Origin of the sequence: Dietzia lutea (assembly GCF_003096075.1) — a bacterium.
GTDB lineage: Bacteria > Actinomycetota > Actinomycetes > Mycobacteriales > Mycobacteriaceae > Dietzia > Dietzia lutea.
Genome location: NZ_CP015449.1, coordinates 3560835 through 3577367 on the forward strand (window position 1 = coordinate 3560835; position 16533 = coordinate 3577367).

The 16533-nt window shown below is 70.7% G+C and carries 14 protein-coding genes; 7 read left to right on the plus strand and 7 right to left on the minus strand.

Annotated features, from left to right (window positions below):
- Positions 1 to 5: 5 nt before the first annotated feature.
- Both A6035_RS16390 and A6035_RS16395 read right to left on the minus strand, forming a co-directional pair.
- Entirely contained in the window at positions 6 to 839 is an 834-nt protein-coding gene (locus A6035_RS16390) for an SDR family NAD(P)-dependent oxidoreductase (RefSeq protein ID WP_235026705.1), read from the minus strand.
- Positions 836 to 2413 carry a flavin-containing monooxygenase gene (locus A6035_RS16395; protein ID WP_108848813.1) on the minus strand — a complete coding sequence of 526 codons (1578 nt, stop codon included), beginning with the start codon at positions 2411 to 2413 and terminating at the stop codon, positions 836 to 838. Before A6035_RS16395 ends, A6035_RS16390 begins: the two co-directional genes overlap by 4 nt.
- A 91-nt stretch (positions 2414 to 2504) precedes the next feature.
- Here A6035_RS16395 and A6035_RS16400 point away from each other — a divergent pair, with 91 nt between their 5' ends.
- The 4 genes from A6035_RS16400 to A6035_RS16415 all read left to right on the plus strand — a co-directional run bounded on the left by A6035_RS16400 (position 2505) and on the right by A6035_RS16415 (position 7073).
- A complete protein-coding gene (locus tag A6035_RS16400; RefSeq protein WP_108848814.1) occupies positions 2505 to 3533 on the plus strand; it encodes an AraC family transcriptional regulator in 1029 nt (342 codons plus the stop codon).
- On the plus strand, positions 3530 to 4183 hold the full coding sequence (locus A6035_RS16405) for a TetR/AcrR family transcriptional regulator (RefSeq protein WP_108848815.1): 654 nt from the start codon (positions 3530 to 3532) through the stop codon (positions 4181 to 4183). Before A6035_RS16400 ends, A6035_RS16405 begins: the two co-directional genes overlap by 4 nt.
- 169 nt (positions 4184 to 4352) lie before the next feature.
- Positions 4353 to 5366 carry an AurF N-oxygenase family protein gene (locus tag A6035_RS16410; RefSeq protein ID WP_108848816.1) on the plus strand — a complete coding sequence of 338 codons (1014 nt, stop codon included), beginning with the start codon at positions 4353 to 4355 and terminating at the stop codon, positions 5364 to 5366.
- A gap of 6 nt (positions 5367 to 5372) precedes the next feature.
- On the plus strand, positions 5373 to 7073 hold the full coding sequence (locus A6035_RS16415) for an FAD-dependent oxidoreductase (RefSeq protein ID WP_108848817.1): 1701 nt from the start codon (positions 5373 to 5375) through the stop codon (positions 7071 to 7073).
- Here A6035_RS16415 and A6035_RS16420 read toward each other — a convergent pair.
- From A6035_RS16420 to A6035_RS16440, 5 genes are all read right to left on the minus strand, one after another.
- Positions 7045 to 7908 carry a hypothetical protein gene (locus A6035_RS16420; RefSeq protein ID WP_162534015.1) on the minus strand — a complete coding sequence of 288 codons (864 nt, stop codon included), beginning with the start codon at positions 7906 to 7908 and terminating at the stop codon, positions 7045 to 7047. The genes A6035_RS16415 and A6035_RS16420 overlap by 29 nt on opposite strands.
- 139 nt (positions 7909 to 8047) lie before the next feature.
- A complete protein-coding gene (locus tag A6035_RS16425; protein WP_108848819.1) occupies positions 8048 to 9493 on the minus strand; it encodes a protein adenylyltransferase SelO in 1446 nt (481 codons plus the stop codon).
- Between the two features lies 1 nt (position 9494).
- Positions 9495 to 10265 (minus strand): potassium channel family protein, encoded by a 771-nt coding sequence (locus A6035_RS16430; RefSeq protein WP_235026785.1) that lies wholly within the window; start codon positions 10263 to 10265, stop codon positions 9495 to 9497.
- 55 nt (positions 10266 to 10320) lie between these two features.
- Positions 10321 to 11139, minus strand: a complete 819-nt coding sequence (locus tag A6035_RS16435) for a mycofactocin-coupled SDR family oxidoreductase (protein ID WP_108848820.1) — start codon at positions 11137 to 11139, stop codon at positions 10321 to 10323.
- Between the two features lie 89 nt (positions 11140 to 11228).
- The gene (locus A6035_RS16440) at positions 11229 to 11891 is read right to left on the minus strand and encodes a TetR/AcrR family transcriptional regulator (protein ID WP_108848821.1); all 663 of its coding nucleotides are present in this window, start codon (positions 11889 to 11891) and stop codon (positions 11229 to 11231) included.
- Positions 11892 to 12042: 151 nt separating this feature from the next.
- Here A6035_RS16440 and A6035_RS16445 point away from each other — a divergent pair, with 151 nt between their 5' ends.
- The 3 genes from A6035_RS16445 to A6035_RS16455 all read left to right on the plus strand — a co-directional run bounded on the left by A6035_RS16445 (position 12043) and on the right by A6035_RS16455 (position 16528).
- On the plus strand, positions 12043 to 14280 hold the full coding sequence (locus A6035_RS16445; RefSeq protein ID WP_244192474.1) for an ABC transporter permease: 2238 nt from the start codon (positions 12043 to 12045) through the stop codon (positions 14278 to 14280).
- Positions 14281 to 14435: 155 nt separating this feature from the next.
- Positions 14436 to 15914: a sodium/glutamate symporter gene (locus A6035_RS16450; RefSeq protein ID WP_108848822.1), complete on the plus strand. Its 1479-nt coding sequence runs from the start codon at positions 14436 to 14438 to the stop codon at positions 15912 to 15914.
- Positions 15915 to 16000: 86 nt separating this feature from the next.
- Positions 16001 to 16528: a DUF2243 domain-containing protein gene (locus A6035_RS16455; RefSeq protein WP_108848823.1), complete on the plus strand. Its 528-nt coding sequence runs from the start codon at positions 16001 to 16003 to the stop codon at positions 16526 to 16528.
- Positions 16529 to 16533 lie beyond the last annotated feature (5 nt).

Sequence of the window (16533 nt, forward strand, 5' to 3'; positions counted from 1 at the left end):
CGGCGTCAGCCCTGGCGGGCCACCGCCCGGCCGATCAGGCGCGTCGACCCGAGGAACGGCACGCGGGAGAAACGCTTGGAATACCAGAAGAACGTCGCCAGGGCGTCGGGCGTGATGACCACCCGGCGGGCCTCGATGCCGCGCACCGACCGCCGGGCGATGATCTCCGACGTCAGTCGCGTCCGCGTGAGCAGCTTCCGCGCCATCTCGTCCGCCTTCGGGTCGTCGCCGGAGAGCGACTCCGCCAGACCCGACCTGAAGAACTGTGGGCAGATCACCGACGTCGACACCCCGCGCGGCCGCAGCTCGGCGTCGAGGGTCTCCCCCAGCGCGACCGCGGCAGCCTTGGTCGCGTTGTAGGCCCCCATCTTCGGCGCGTGGACAAGCCCCGCCGCCGAGGCGGTGATGACCAGGCGGCCGCCGCGACCGAGCTTCGGCGCGAGCGCGCGACAACCCCGCACGACGCCGAGCAGGTTGATGTCCACGATCCGCTGCCACGACTCCATGGACGTGGTCTCCAGGGATCCGCCGACCGCGATGCCGGCGTTGTTGACGAGGATGTCCAGTGAGTCGATGTCCTGGGCGGCGGCCGCCCAGTCGGCGTCGGACGTGACGTCCAGTCGGCGGTACGACCACCGCCCGGGCAGCCCCTGTACCGCGGCGGGCGGGTCGGCGTGGACGTCCGTGAGGATCACCTCGTCGCCGAGCGCCAGATACTCCCGGGCCAGCGCCAGGCCCAGCCCCGAGGCCGCCCCGGTGATGAGCACGCGTCTGCCCGGCCCGTCGGAGGCGGCCTGCCCGGACAGTCCGGCGCTCCGGCGTGGAAGGAAACGGGTCATGATCGCGCCACCTCGTCGTCGCTCCTCTCGGCCACCTCACGCACGGCGGCACCACCGGCACCACCACCGCCGCCACCCGGCGCGCGGCGGGCGCCGGTCAGGACCACGTCCTCCCCGAACGCCATCTCGCGGCGCTGGTCACCGAACGCGAGCTCGGGGATCTCCACCAGGAAGTTCTGCACGTAGCGCCACGGTCGCGAGGCGCCCTGCTTGGGGAACAGGTGACCGTCGCGCCGGATGTAGCCGGCGTCGAAGTCCAGCAGGAGTTGATCGGCCGGTTCGTCGGGCAGCCGCGGCGCGAAGACCTCCTCGCCGGACCCCCACAGGCGGACCATGTAGCGCGAGACCATGTCCGCGCGCAGCGTCCACGAGGAGTTGATGTAGCCCACGGTGAAGCTGACGTTGGGCACACCCGCCAGCATCATGCCGCGGTACGTGGCCAGAGACGGGATGTCGAGCGGCTCGCCGTCGATGCTCAGAGTGCCGCCGCCGAAGACCTGCAGCCGCAGCCCGGTCGCGGTGATGATGACGTCCGCGTCGACGCGCTCGCCCGTGGTGAGGCGGATGCCCGTCTCCGTGAACCGGTCGATGTGCCCGGTCACCACCCGCGCGGCGCCGCGTCGCATGGCGCGGAAGATGTCGCCGTCGGGGGCCTTGCACACGCGCTGGTCCCACGGCCGGTACGGCGGCGTGAAGTGCTGGTCGATCTGCTCTGCCGGCAGGTAGCGCCGCTGCATCGCCCGCAGCGCCGCCTTGAACAGCCACGGCAGGCGCTGGGCGATCACGAACTGCGCCGTGTCGCGCGCGCCGTGGTTGAGCCGGGCCATCCGGTGGTCCCACGGCGCCGGCAGCAGCCGCCTCCACACCGCGCTGATGACGTCCTTCTCCGGCAGCGGGCCGATGTAGCTCGGAGTGCGCTGCAGCATGGTCACGTCCGCGCCGAGCTCCGCCAGCGCCGGGACCAGCGTCACCGCGGTCGCGCCCGAGCCGATCACCACGAACCGTCGGCCGGCGTAGTCGAGGTGCTCCGGCCACTGCTGCGGGTGGATGATCTCCCCGCGGAAGGCCTCCTCGCCCGGGAACTCCGGGCGGAATCCCTCCTCGTGGGAATAGTAGCCCGACCCGAAGTGCACCCGGCGGGCCCACACGATGCGCTCGCCGTCCGCGGTGTGGCAGGTCACGCGGTACAGGCGCACGTCGCTGCGCCAGTCGGCGTTCGCGACCCACGAGCCCAGGTGGAGGCGGTCGAGCGCGCCGGCCTCGCGGGCCGTGTCGCGGATGTACTCTTTGATGTCCTCGCCGTTGCCGAGCGTCGAGTCGTGGGGCCAGGGCCGGAAGGGGAACCCGAAGGTCGCCATGTCCGAGTCCGAGCGGATGCCCGGGTAGCGGAAGGTGTGCCAGGTCCCGCCCAGATCGTCGTGGACGTCGTGGATCTCCCAGCGCCAGTCCGGGAAGGCGCGGTGGACGTGGTGGGCCAGGTCGATCCCCGACATCCCCGCCCCGACGATGAGCAGGTCCAGCGGGTCGGCGGGCTCGGTGCCCGGCCCGCCCGGGAGGTGGGTGCTACCAATCATGCCACGTACCGTAACCCCCCCGCGGCGAGTGATGGTTTCCGTAATGCGCCAACAAGTTGCTCTTTCACGCCACGTCGCCCAGAGTGCTCACATGGCGTTCATACGATCCGCGGGGCTGCGGGGGGTTCGCGCCGTCGTGGCCGGGCTCGGCGGCGACGCCGACGACCTCGCCCGGCGCTCCGGCCTGCCTTACGGTGCCCTGGACAGCGACGAGATGCTGGTCGAGGACCTGGCGATCGCGCTCCTGCTGGAGACCGCGGCCGCCGAACTCGGATGCCCCGACTTCGGGCTCCGCGTGGCCGAACACCAGGATCTCGACATGCTCGGCCCCGTCGCGGTGGTGGTGAAGAACGCGCGCACCACCACCGACGCACTCGAGATGACTTCCAAGTACCTGTTCTTCCACTCGAGGTCGATCGAGATCACCGTCGTCCCCGATCCGCGCCGCGACCCGGACGTGCTGGGCGTGCGGTTCGGCTACCGGGACCCCGGCCAGCTCATCCCGCCCCAGGCCGTCGACCTCGTGCTGCTCTTCCTGCACCGGGCCATGTGCACCGTCCTCGGCGGCGACTACGGGCTGCTCTCCGTCGAGCTCCCGGGTCCGCTCAACACCGACGCAGCGAAGTACGAGGCTCTGTTCGGTGCGCCGGTCACGCCGTCGACCCAGTCCGCCGTCCTGCGCGTGCCGTCCGACCTCCTGGGCCGGGAGATCTCGGGCGGCGACGACGCCGTCCAGCAGCTGGCGCTGCGCTACCTCGAACAGCACGTGCCCACCGACCGCCGGAGTCTGACCGACCGGACCCGCGCGGCGCTCCACCAGTCCCTCGACGCCGGCGCCTCGTCCCTCGCCCGGATCGCCGGGCTGCTGTCCATGTCACCCCGCTCGCTCCAGCGCGGTCTGGCGGGCGAGGGCACGAGCTTCTCCGCGGTCCGCGACGAGGTCCGCCGCGAGGTCGCCGCGCGGCTGCTCACCACCACGGAGATCCCGCTATACCAGATCGCCTCGGCCCTCGACCTCGGCGACGCGACCACCTTCAGCCAGTACGCGCGCCGGTGGTGGGGCATGACCGCGCGCGAGGTCCGGCACGGTCGCACCGGGGTGGGACAATCGACCCCATGAGCGAGAACCCGTCGTCCGATCCACTGGCGATGCTCCGTTCCGGACGCGGACTGCCGGACGCCGCCGAGGCCGACGACCCGATCCGCGAACAGCTCCTCGACGCGGCCGCCGCGCAGTTCGAGAGTGTCGGGATCGCCCGGTCGACGATGAACGACATCACCCGCCGGGCGGGTTTGGCGCGGATGACCCTCTACCGGCGGTTCGCCAACAAGCAGGAACTCGTCGAGGCGACGCTCCTGCGAGAGGCGTCGTGGTTTCTCGCGGACCTGCAGCGGGAGCTCGACGTGCACGAGTCCATCGAGGACAAGCTCACCGAGGGATTCGCGTTCACCGTGCAGACGCTCCGCGACCACGACCTGCTCAACCGCCTCCTCGAGACCGAACCCGAGGCGACGGTCCCCCACTTCACCGTCCAGGGCGCGCCGCTCATCACCGCCGCCGCGCACTTCCTCGCCGCGGAGATCAGCCGTGCAGCCCCCGACCCGCGCAGCGACGAGGAGGTGCTGATCGTGGCGGAACTGACCGCCCGGCTGGTCGTCTCCTTCGTCCTCACGCCGTCGACGACCATCGACCTCGACGACCCCGCCGTTGCCCGGGCCTTCGCCCGCAACCATCTCGGCCCCCTCCTCGGCGCGCACCCGCAGCGCTGAGACTGCTCGGCGCGCCCGCGCAGAACTGACAATCCCCTCATGACTGCTTGACGAATTGAGCCTCTGTGTCTAGCGTCAGGTACATATGGATGACGGATGTCACTCTGTACCCATCCGGATCTGGTTCCCACGCTCCCGGCAACGGCCGGTGACCGGAAGGAAGAAAATCATGACTGCTGTCGCACCCGCCCCGTCGGCCACCACCGAGGAGTACGAAAGCACGCTCCGGCGCCTGTCGGACGCCTCGGTCCACCGCAGCTTCGACCCGTTCAAGGACATCTCCTGGGACCACGCGGATTTCAAGGTGGACCCGACCGACAAGCGCTGGATCCTGCCCTCGGGGATCGACCCGCTGGGCGGGCACCCCTGGTACCTGGCACAGCCCGAGGAGAAGCAGATCGCGATCGGCCTGTGGCGCCAGGCCAACATCATGAAGGTCGGCCTGCAGTTCGAGAACCTCCTCATCCGCGGGATCATGCAGTACGTCTTCAAGTCGCGGAACGGCTCGGCCGAGTTCCGCTACCTCACCCACGAGGCCACCGAGGAGTGCCACCACACCCAGATGTTCCAGCAGGGCGTGAACGCCATCGGCGCGGATGTTCCGGGCATGCCCAAGTGGCTGCGCCGCCTCTCCCCCATCATCCCGATGGTGGCCGGCCCGTTCCCGGTTGCCTTCTTCATCGGCGTACTCGCCGGCGAGGAGCCGATCGACCACACGCAGAAGCAGGTGCTGCGTAATTCGGACGATCTGCCGCCGGTGCTGTCGCGGATCATGGAGATCCACGTCGCCGAGGAGGCCCGGCACATCTCCTTCGCCCACACATTCGTCGCCCGCAACGCTCCGCGCATGTCCCGCCGGGAGAAGTTCCTGGTCTCGCTGGCGTTCCCGGTGATCATGAGGCTGCTGTGCGACGCCATCCTCAAGCCCACCAAGGAGTTCCGCGACGCCTTCGACATCCCGCAGGAGGTCGTCGACGAGCTGTACTGGGACAGCGCCGAGTCGCGCCGGTTCCTCTCGGACCTGTTCGGGGACGTGCGCATGCTCGCCGAGGATTCCGGGCTCATGAACCCGACCGCCCGCCGGGTGTGGAAGGCGCTGAAGATCGACGGTCGCCCCTCCCGTTTCCGCGGCGAGCCGCCGGTGGCGTTCCACGAGCCCGCTCCGGCCGTCGGCGCGAGCTAAGCCGCCATGCCCCACGTCATCACGCAGGCCTGCTGCGCGGACGCCTCGTGCGTCCACGCCTGCCCGGTCAACTGCATCCATCCCACTCCGGATGAGCCGGATTTCGCCACGGCGGAGATGCTCTACATCGACCCGGTGTCCTGCGTCGACTGCGGGGCGTGTGTGGGCGCGTGCCCGGTCGGGGCGATCGTGCCGCACACCGAGCTGGCCCCGGAACAGCACGACTTCCTGCAGATCAACGCCGAACTGACCGGTGACGACCGTCCCTCCCGGCCGCAGGCGCGCGTCCCCACGCTCGTGCGCCTCGGCCCCACGCGCACGACCGTGCGGGTGGCCGTGGTGGGCGCCGGGCCGGCCGCGCTGTACGCCGCCGACGAACTGCTCCGCCAGCCCGGGGTGGAGGTGACGGTGTTCGAGCGCCTGCCCGTACCCCACGGGTTGGCCCGGCACGGGGTGGCGCCCGACCACACCAGCACGCGCGCGGTGGCCGACCTGTTCCGGGCCATCGAGGACCAGCCCGGATTCGGGTACCGGCTCGGGGTGCACGTCGGCGAGGACGTCACGGCCGCGGAACTGGCGGCCCATCATCACGCGGTGGTGTACGCGACCGGCGCCGGCACGGACCGGCCTCTAGACATCCCCGGCACCGATCTGCCCGGGAGCACGTCGGCCACCGAGGTCGTGGCCTGGTACAACGACCACCCGGACCACGCGGACGCCCACGTCCCGCTGGACCACGAGCGCGCGGTCATCGTCGGCAACGGCAACGTGGCCCTCGACGTGGCGCGCATCCTTGCCACCGACCCGGAGCGGCTCGCCGACACCTCCATCGCCCGCCACGCCCTGGAGGCGCTGCGAGACAGCCGGGTACGCGAGGTCGTGGTGCTCGGCCGCCGCGGCCCGGAGCACGCGGCGTTCACGCTGCCCGAGTTGGTCGGGCTCGCCGCGCGGGACGACATCGACCTGCGCGTCGACGCCCCGGGCGGCATCGACCCCGACGCCGCGACCACCCGCCAGAGCCGGCTGAAGACGGAGTACCTGGCCCGCATCGCGGCCAGGACCGCCGGCGGGGAGGAGTCCGCGGACGCCGCCGGCGCCACCCGCGGCGCCGACGGCACCGAGCGCCGCCGGATCGTCCTTCGTTTCCAGACCGCCCCGGTCGAGGTCGTGGGCACGGAGCGGACCGAGGGCCTGCGCGTGGTGCGTACCGACCTCGTCGGCGGTGAGACGGGCCGGGTCCGCGCCGTGCCCCGGGCCGGTTCGGAGGAGACCATCCCGGCGGGTCTCGTGCTGGGATCGGTCGGCTACCGCGGGGTCGAGGTGCCGGGCGTGCCGTTCGACCCGGACACCGCGACGATCCCCAGCCGCGAGGGCCGCGTCCTCGACGCCGTCGGCGGCAGCGAGGTCCCCGGCCTGTACGTGGTGGGCTGGATCAAGCGCGGCCCGCGCGGGTTCCTCGGCTCCAACAAGACGTGCGCGCGAGAGACGGTGAACTCACTGCTCGCCGACGCCAACGCTGGGCTGCTCCCCACGCCCCGGCCGGCGGCGGCGTTCGAGGAACTGCTCCGCGACCGCGACCGAGACTCGGTCGGCGCCGCGGGACAGGGTCGGGACCCGGTCGACGCGACGGGCCAGCGGAAGGGCCGGCTCAGCGCCGCGGGCCGGGGTCGGTCGTTCGCTACGCCGTCCCGGATGCGCACTCGCTGAGCTGCGGCCGCACGCCGCGGGACCAGCCGGCGTCGCCGCCGTGGCCGGAGTCGCCGCCACCCTCGCGGTCGCGTGCGTCGACGCGGTCGACGATGGCCGCGGCGAGCCGCGTCAGCGGGGACGCCCCGTCCTCGCCGGACTCGTACAGGGCGGCGTACTCGCGCTGTCGATAGGTCGTCAGGACGGCCGCGGCGTCGTCGAGGCGGCGCAGGAGCTGCGGCGACCACTGCGCGGGCTGCTGCGCCAGCTTCAGCCGGGCGGCCAGACGCGGCCGGGTGTCCGGCAGGTCCTCGAGCAGCTCGTCGTAGACCTGGTCGGGGGCCAGGGCGGAGGCGCGGACCACGCCGCGTAGCAGACAGTCCGGTAGCACGCCGCTCAGCGGATCCCCCGGCACGGACACCCAGTGGGTGCGCTCCGGGATCGGGCCGCGTCGCAGGCCGGCCACGCCCTGCCCGCCAGGGTCCGGGGTGCCGTCGAGCCAGCGGTCACGCGGCCGGTACGGGTCGCCGATCATCCCGACGGCCACCACGCGGTCGAGATCTTCCGGATGGGCGTCCATCCAGTCGTAGATGACGCGCGTGCCGCTGCAGACGCCGATGAGCACCAGCGGGTCCGAGGGGTGCAGGCGCACGAGCCGGCTGAGGTCGGCCACGCCCGCGGCGGCCGCGGATTCCCAGGTGTGGGACCGCCGGGGGTTCAGCTGCCCCGGGGTGGGCCACTGCACCCTGACGGCCTCCCGGGCACCTGTCCATTCCGCCAGATTGTCGACGAACCGTCCAAGAATCCTCGAGGGCTGCCGGTAGCCGCCGTCGCTGTCCGCGATGAATATTCGCACGTCCTGACCCCCAGGGGCACACACCGGCGCTCCACAAGATTGATGTAACAACCTCAGTGTCGTACGAACGCCTGATAAACGGCAGAGTGAGTAAGTAAATGTTTCCTGTCAAGATGCTTGTACTGTAACGAGTTTCGCCTCAGGTTCCGCAGTAGGTGACGTGGGGCGCAGCGTCCGGAGGGGCCGGTTGTGCGTAGCGCTCGCGCCCCGGGCGCTCGGTGTAGGGATCGGTGACGACGACGAGGAGGTCGGTGAACGGGCCCATGTCCCCTGCCGTGGCCGCGTCGAGGGCCTCTTCGACGAGGTGGTTGCGCGGGACGTAGAGCGGGTTGGCACGCGACATCGATCCCTGGTCGGGTCCGAGGGCCCGCCACTTCGAGAGCCAGCCCTCCGCCAGGGTGCCGACGTGCTCACGCACCGGGGCGTTGTCCCCGGCCGCGGCGGCGCCGAGGGCGCGGAAGAAGCCGGTGTAGTCGGGCCGGGTCGCGTTGAGCAGGCGGGACAGCTCCTCGATCAGGTCGTTCGCCTCGGCGTCGGGGACCTCGGCCGACAGCCCCAGCTTGTCCCGCATCCCGGCCGTCCAGGCCTGCTGGTACCGCTCCGGGAAGGAGTTGAGGACCTCGGTGAGCAGGCGGACCGCCTCCTCCGGCTCGGGGTCGACGAGCGGCACGAGCGTCTCGGCGAAGCGGGCAAGGTTCCACTGCATCACCGGCGGCTGGTTCGCGTAGGCGTAGCGCCCGCCGGTGTCGATCGAGCTGAAGACGGTCGCCGGGTCGAAGGTGTCCATGAACGCGCACGGCCCGTAGTCGATGGTCTCGCCGGAGATCGTCGTGTTGTCGGTGTTCATGACGCCGTGGATGAACCCGAGCAGCATCCAGCGCGCCACGAGGTCGGCCTGGGCGCCGACGACGGAGGCGAACAGCTCCAGGTAGGGGTTCTCCGCGTCCGCGGCGTGCGGGTGGTGCCGGGCGATGGCGTGGTCGGCCAGCCGGCGCAGCAGCTCGCCGTCGTCGGTCGACCGCGCGAACTGGAACGTTCCCACCCTCAGGTGGCTCGCGGCGACGCGGGCCAGCACCGCGCCGGGCAGCGGCGTCTCGCGGTACACGGTGTCGCCCGTGGCCACCACGGCGAGCGCGCGGGTGGTGGGCACGCCGAGGGCGTGCATGGCCTCGCTGATGAGGTACTCGCGCAGCATGGGGCCCACCGCGGCCAGACCGTCGCCGCCGCGCGCGAAGGGTGTCCTGCCCGAGCCCTTGAGGTGCAGGTCGCGGCCGTCGGGCAGCTCGCCGAGCAGCAGTGCGCGGCCGTCGCCCAGTCGCGGCGAGTACCCGCCGAACTGGTGGCCCGCGTAGGCCTGGGCGACGGGCGTGGCGCCGTCCGGCACGTGGTTGCCGGTGAACAGGCGCACCCCCTCTACGCCGCGCAGGTACTCCGGATCAAGGCCCAGCTCGGCGGCCAACGACTCGTTGAGCGCGAGGAGTCGCGGATCCGACGCTTCGGCCGCCTTCCACGGCACGCCGAGCTCGGGGAACTCGGTGGCGTACCGGGCCGTGAGTTCCAGTGCGATGGGCTCCGAAGTGCTCATGTCACGACGATACGGACGCGCCGCCGCGCGCGTGGTCACGTGAGTCCCCGACCGGGTCATCAGGCACACGCCCCGCGGACAGCTCGCGCCGCAGTGCGGCGAGCTCGCGGGACAGCTCGGCCACCTGAGCCCGCGTCGCGGCCTGATTGGCGTCGCCCTGCTCACCGATCCGCTCGACGATCCACGAGGCGAGCGTCGCCGTGATCACACCGAGCAGGGCGATGCCCGCGACCATCAGCCCCACGGCGATCGCCCTGCCCACCGCGGTCACCGGGGAGTAGTCGCCGTACCCCACCGTCGTCACCGTGACCGCCGACCACCACAGCGCCTCCCCGTAGCTGTCGATCGATGCCCCGGGCGCCCCGCGTTCCGCGTCCAGCATCGCGAGTGACGACACAACCAGCAGCACCGCCGTCGACCCCGCGGCGTAGGTGATGACCTGACCTCGCACCGCGCTGCCCACCGACCGATGCATCACCCCCAACAAGGTCACCAGCCGGAGCAGTCGCAGCGGACGCAGCATGGGCAGCAGGATCACCGCCACCTCGTACCAGTGCGTGAGCATCCACCGACCCCACTGATCCGCCAGCACCAGCCGCACCACGAAGTCCACCGCGAACAACAGCCAGGTACCCCACATCACGACCTCGGCGACGAGCAACGCCGCTCCGGCCGGCCTCGCGAGCACCATGGCCGCGTAGGCGAAGAGGAAGGCGAGCGCGGCCGCCATGAGGGGCCACTCGGTCAGGTCTCTCCACCGGGTCTGCGTCATCTGTCGATGATCCCCCACGGCGGCGCGGCGCGGTCGGAAGACCCTCGGGCAGTGGTCAGAAGTACTGGGAGCCGCCGTCGATGCTGATGTGCTCGGCGGTGATGAACTTCGACTCGTCGGAAGCCAGGAACGCCACGACGTTCGAGATCTCCTCGGGCTCGGCGTAGGTCTGCTCGAGGAACGTCGAGCCCATGAGGTTGAGCGGCGGGTTCGACTCGCCGACCTTCTCCAGCGTGCTCACCATGTCGCCGCCGCCCATCGGTGTGGCCACGCCGCCGGGGTGGATGCTGTTGACCCGCACGCTCTTCGGGCCCAGCTCCGCGGCGAACGCGCGGGTCATGCCGACGAGCGCGTGCTTGGAGGTGGTGTAGTGGACCATGAACGGCTGGATCTTCTTGCCCGCGTACGAGCTGGTGAGGATGATCGACCCGCCGCCGGCCGCGATGACGTGGTGCGCGGTCGCCATCACCGTGTTCCAGACGCCGGTGACGTTGGTGTCGATGGTGGCGGCGAAGTCCTCCGGCGCGATGGTGTCCCAGATCTGCGGGGTGCAGATGCCGGCGTTGGCCACCACGACGTCCAGGTGGCCGAGCTCGGCCACCCCGTCGTCGACGATCTTCTTGAGCCCGTCCAGATCGCGCACGTCCCCGACCGAGAGCAGCGCGCGGCGGCCCTGCTCCTCGACCAGGCGCCGGGTCTCCTCGAGGTCCTCGGGGGTGGCCGGGTCGTAGGGGACGGCCTCGGGCAGCGGGCCCGCCAGGTCGAGTCCGATGATGTCGGCGCCCTCCGCGGCCAGGCGGACGGCGTGCGCCCGACCCTGTCCCCGTGCGACCCCGGTGATGAACGCGACCCTGCCCTCGAGCCTTCCGGCCATGCTGATCCTCCTGGAGAAGTCGATGTGGTCGTCACGCTAGTTCGGGGGGCGACGGCCGCGTGGCCGTTCGCCGCATCGTCCGGCGACGGTCAGACCAGACCGGGCACCGAGGACCGCGGGAGGTACGAGCTCCGATGGGTGACCGGTGCGGTGAGGAGGCCGACGACCGAGTCAACGAGGAAGTAGCCCACGTCGAGCCAGGTGCCCTCCTCGTCGTCGTCCTCCACCCGGGCCTCGTACTCGGCGCAGACGCCGAACACCAGGTGGCTGACGATCCCGACCCGCGCCTGCATGACCTTCCGCGATCCCTCGTCCGTGGACAGCGGGGTGTGCCGGGCGAGGAACTCGAGACCGTCGGGGTGACCGGCCCGAGTCGCCAGGACCGCCACCACCGACGGAACCGATCGCGCCTGACGCAGGAAGCGAGCGCGCCAACTGGGGACCGGGAGCGCAGCGAGCACCTCGACCACCGGCAGGATCCCGGCGGCCACCAGGTCCCGCAGCCCCACGTCGTCGCCCAGCGCCGCCAGTCGCTGCGCGCGCCGCTCCCCCGTCGCCGACAGATGACGGTCGACCATGGCGAGGATCAGCTGGTCACGGGTGCCGAAGTGATAGGCGACGGCCGAGTGGTTGGCGGTCCCGGCGTGCTCGGTGATCCGCCGGTTGGACACCGCGTCGATCCCGTGCCGGGCGAAGAGCTCTTCCGCCGAATCCATCAGCGCCTGCCGGGCCCTGTCCCCGTGCTTACTCATCCGCCACCCTGTCTCTCCCTCGTCGGGACGCCCACCTCGTCAGCGTGGACCTCATCACAGCCGGCGTCGAATTTACGCCACCTGTCGTAAAGTTGCCCGGTCGGCTCGTCACCACGGCGGCCGACCCCGTTGATGCGCCAGGAGTTGTCGTTTGAGCACCACGTCCGAGTCGTCCCCCGGTTCCTCGCCGAGCGAGCCCGCGACCACCGCGCCCGCGTCCGCCGATCCCCCGGCGGACGAGCTCTCCGCGGACGAGCTCTCCGCGGATGAGGCCGCGGCGCTCAAGCGCGCCAGGGCCGAGAAGATCGGCCGCTACGTGGCGATGTTCGTCATGCCCATCCTCATGGTCGGCATGATGATCACCGGCTACCTGGCCGCCATGAGCTCGCCGACGCCCAACGACATGCCCATAGTCGTCTCCGGCGCGACGTCCGAGACCGTCCCGTTCGCCGACGCCCTCGAGGCGGCCGACCCGGACGCGGTCGACGTGCGCGTGGTCGACGACCCCGAGGCCGCGCGGGAGATGGTCCTCGACCAGGAGGCCTCCGGAGCGGTGCACCTCGAGGGCCCCGCCGCGACGCTCTACACCGCCGGTGGGGCGGGCGCCTCGCAGGCGTCCGTCGTCCAGGGGCTGGTCGCCCCGCAGATCCTGTCGCAGGGGATGACCCTCGAGACCATCGACCCCGCCCCGCTCCCGGCCACCGATATGTCGGGCCTCGGCGCCATGTTCATGGCCACCGCCCTGGTCATGGCCGGATACCTGCCGTTCAGCGTGCTGGTGTCCAACTCCCCGGAGCTGCTCCGGTTCCGCCGCGCGGTCCCGCTGCTCGCCGGGTGGTCCGCGGTGATCGCCGCGCTCGTCTGGCTTGTCACCGGCCCAGTGCTCGGCGTCGTCGAGGGCCACACCGCCGAGGTGCTCGGCATCGCCTGGCTGGGCGTCTTCGCCGTGGGCGCCGTCCAGCTCTTCTTCACGCGCCTGTTCGGGGCCATGGCCGTCCTTGTGGGCATGCTCTTCCTCATGGTGCTGGGCGTGCCCGCCTCCAACATGGGCATGTCCGTGCACACGATGCCGGGCCTGTACCCGTACCTGCACACGTTCCTGCCCACGCCCGCCATCGGCGAGGCGATGCGGTCCGTCCTCTACCTCGACGGTCGCGGGGTCGGTCCGCACCTGGCGGTCCTGGCCATCGGCGCGGTCGTCGGCCTGGCTCTGACGGCCCTCGTCGACGTGATCAAGCGGCGTAGGAACCCCAACCCCGCGCCCGTGGTCATCAACATGCCGTCCCTCCACGGCGGCGCTCGTCCCCAGAGCCGGTTCTGGCGCTACACCGCGGTGTTCCTGTTCCCCTTCCTCATGGTGGGGATGATGATCACCGTGATGCTCGGCGCGATGGACAAGCCGACGCCGCGGGAGATGCCCGTCGCCGTGGTCGGTGCCACCGCGGAGCAGGCGCAGCAGACCGTCGACGGACTCGACGCGCAGATGACCGGCATGTTCGACCTGCGGGTGGCCGCAACCAGCGACGACGCCCGCGAGATGGTCGCCGACCGCGAGATCGTCGGCGCCTTCGTGCTGCCCTCGGCCGAGAATCCCACCGCCACGGTGATGACCAACCAGGCCGGCGGCAGCGCCGCGCAGCAGGTGGTCAACCAGGTGTTCACCCAGGTCGCCGGGGCGCAGCAGCTGCCGGTCGTCTCCGAGGACGTGGCGCCGCTGCCCAGCTCCGACAGCGGCGGCACCGTGAGCATGTACGTCGCGATGGGCTGGGTCCTGGCCGGGTTCATGATCATCGTGGTGGGCGCCAACGCGGCCCCGGCCAGCAGGCCGCTGCGCACACTGCTGCCGATCGTCGCGGTCTACGCGCCGCTCATGTCGGCCCTGATCTGGCTCATCGCCGGGCCGATCACCGGAGCCGTCGACGGGCACTTCTGGGCGCTGTTCGGTGTCGGCATCGTCGCGATCTACTGCGTCGCGATGTTCGCCACGATCTTCGAGCGACTCATCGGCCTGTTCGCCGTGATCCCCGTGGTGGGCGTGCTGATGTTCCTCGGCGTCCCCGCCTCCAACGGCGCGCTGTCGATCTACATGGAGCCGGAGATCTTCCGCATCCTGCACGACTATCTGCCCATGCCCGCGGCCGTCGAGTCGATCCGGTCGATCCTCTACTTCGACGGAGACGTGGTGCCCGGCCATCTCCTGACCTTCGCCGTCTGGGGGGTGATCTCCCTGCTCGTCGTCGTCGTCATCGACCGCTTCAAGCCGCTGCGCACGACGATCGACCACCACACCCACCCGCCGACCCCACCGGCCGGCGAGGTGACCGCGCCCGACGCCACCCCCGGCGCCGGACCCGACGGCGACCGGGAACGGGAGCTGATCCGCGCCTGACGGCGGCGACCGACGACCGGACTGGCGGCCGCGGCTGACGACGGCGACTGGCGACCGCGCCCCGAACCGGGGCGCGGTCGCCCCTCGGTCGGTAGGTTGAGTCCCACGAGAGAACGTCCGCCTCACGGGTTCTCACAGGGTCGAAGGAGCGCGCCATGTCCGCAGACACCGTCGGTTTCGCCCTCCTCATCCTCGGGTTGGCGTTGTTGATCGGAAAGGTCATCCGCGTCAAGGTGGGGATCGTCCAGTCCCTCTTCCTGCCCAGTTCCATCGTCGGCGGGGCGCTCCTGCTCCTGCTCGGCCCAGAGGTCCTCGGCCGGTTCAACGGGCCGTGGGGAGAGAACGGCCTGTTCACCGAACCGATGGTGGAGGTGTGGTCCGCCCTCCCGGGCCTGCTCATCAGCGTCATCTTCGCCACGATGTTCCTCGGCCAGGACCTACCGAGCCCCAAGCGGGCCGTCAGGCTCGTCGGCCCACAGCTGTCTCTCGGTGTGGCCCTGGGTTCCGGGCAATACGTCGTCGGCCTGCTGCTGGCCGCTCTGATCCTGGTACCGCTACTGGGCGCCTCACCCATGACGGGCGCGCTCATCGAGATCGGCTTCGAGGGTGGCCACGGCACCGCGGCAGGCATGCGCGGCGTGTTCGAGGAACTCGGCTTCGAAGTGGGGGCCGACCTCGCCGTCGGTATGGCGACGGTGGGTATCGTCGGCGGCATCGTGATCGGCATCGGTCTGATCAACTGGGGGGCCCGCACGGGCAAGACCGAACTCATCAGCGGCAGCGCCAAGATGTCCATCAGTGAGCAGAAGGGCCTGTTCCGCGAGGACGAGTACTACTCGGCGGGCAAGATGACCTCGCGCCCCTCGTCGGTGGAGCCGCTGTCCCTCCACATAGCACTGGTCACCGTCGCGATTCTCATCGGGCTCGGGATCCTCGAGGGCTTGCGCTGGATCGAGCAGGCCACCTACGCGTCGATCATGCTCGATGAGAACACTCCATTGGAGATCTTCGCGTACGTACCCCTGTTCCCCATCGCCCTGCTCGGCGGCGTGATCGTCCAGCTCGTCGCTTCGAAGGCCGGAGTGGCCCACGTCATCGACCCGCAGATCATGCTGAGGATCCAGGGGTGGGCACTCGACTTCCTCATCGTGGCGGCGATCGCCACGCTGTCCCTGCAGGCGATCGGGGAGAACATCGGTGCCTTCGCGATTCTCGCCGTGGCAGGCATCGCCTTCAACGTCGGGATCTTCCTCTGGCTGGCACCACGAATCATCGGCCGGTTCTGGTTCGAGCGCGGCATCGGTGACTTCGGGCAGTCCATGGGGGTCACCGCCACAGGCCTCATCCTCATGCGCATCGTCGACCCGGAGGGCGAGAGCCCCGCGTTCGAGGCGTTCGGCTACAAACAACTCGTCTTCGAGCCGTTCTTCGGTGGCGGCCTCGTCACCGCGCTGGCCGTGCCGATCGTCTTCCTCACGGGCGTCTGGCCGCTGTTCATCGCGATGCTGATCGTCTTCCTCGTGGCCATCCTGTCCGGGTTGCTCTACTTCCGCCCCAGGGAGATGAGGGAGCGGACCCAGTGGGAGAAGGCCGGGAAGAAGAGAGACGAACCCGAGGCCGCCAGCGCGGGCTGACCGACCGCGTCGAAACGGTGGCCCGGCCGACTCCCCAGCTCTACTCTCTGGGGTCACGCCGATCCCACCGCCGGAGGGACCAGTCCATGCCCACGCCGTCGACACCCACACCCGACGTCGACCCCGCCGGCACGTCGCCCCCGCCCGCCATCGGCCGACGCCTCGTCCTGTCGGGATTCCTCTTCGGCTGCGGTATCGCCGGCTCGGTCATCGACCTGTTCATCTTCCATCTGCTCCTGCAGTGGCACCACTTCTACGACCTGTCCACCACGACGGTCGCCCTCGTGGCCGACGGACTCTTCCACGGGGCCACCTGGCTCATCACCGTGTGGGGCCTGTTCATGTTCGCCGACGTCCGCCAGCAGATTTCGGTCCCGTGGGGACGATGGACCGGGTCGGCCCTCGCCGGGATCGGTGTCTTCCAGCTGTTCGACGGAGTGGTCTTCCACAAGATCCTCGGCATACACCAGATCCGCTACGGCGTGGACCTGCTCGTCTACGACCTCGTGTGGATCATCTCCGCGGTGCTTCTGCTGCTGATCGGGATCGTCATCCTGCGCCGGACGAGGGCCGTTCCGCTGCGGGCCCCCGCCGTCAGGCGCCCCTGGGTCTGACCGGC

Excerpts from the sequence above, each read along its gene's own strand:
- A6035_RS16395 (WP_108848813.1), bottom strand. The coding sequence starts at position 2,413 with ATGATTGGTAGCACCCACCTCCCGGGCGGGCCGGGCACCGAGCCCGCC.
- A6035_RS16390 (WP_235026705.1), bottom strand. The coding sequence starts at position 839 with ATGACCCGTTTCCTTCCACGCCGGAGCGCCGGACTGTCCGGGCAGGCC.
- A6035_RS16425 (WP_108848819.1), bottom strand. The coding sequence starts at position 9,493 with ATGAGCACTTCGGAGCCCATCGCACTGGAACTCACGGCCCGGTACGCC.
- A6035_RS16430 (WP_235026785.1), bottom strand. The coding sequence starts at position 10,265 with ATGACGCAGACCCGGTGGAGAGACCTGACCGAGTGGCCCCTCATGGCG.
- A6035_RS16450 (WP_108848822.1), top strand. The coding sequence starts at position 14,436 with ATGTCCGCAGACACCGTCGGTTTCGCCCTCCTCATCCTCGGGTTGGCG.
- A6035_RS16455 (WP_108848823.1), top strand. The coding sequence starts at position 16,001 with ATGCCCACGCCGTCGACACCCACACCCGACGTCGACCCCGCCGGCACG.
- A6035_RS16405 (WP_108848815.1), top strand. The coding sequence starts at position 3,530 with ATGAGCGAGAACCCGTCGTCCGATCCACTGGCGATGCTCCGTTCCGGA.
- A6035_RS16440 (WP_108848821.1), bottom strand. The coding sequence starts at position 11,891 with ATGAGTAAGCACGGGGACAGGGCCCGGCAGGCGCTGATGGATTCGGCG.
- A6035_RS16400 (WP_108848814.1), top strand. The coding sequence starts at position 2,505 with ATGGCGTTCATACGATCCGCGGGGCTGCGGGGGGTTCGCGCCGTCGTG.
- A6035_RS16415 (WP_108848817.1), top strand. The coding sequence starts at position 5,373 with ATGCCCCACGTCATCACGCAGGCCTGCTGCGCGGACGCCTCGTGCGTC.
- A6035_RS16410 (WP_108848816.1), top strand. The coding sequence starts at position 4,353 with ATGACTGCTGTCGCACCCGCCCCGTCGGCCACCACCGAGGAGTACGAA.
- A6035_RS16435 (WP_108848820.1), bottom strand. The coding sequence starts at position 11,139 with ATGGCCGGAAGGCTCGAGGGCAGGGTCGCGTTCATCACCGGGGTCGCA.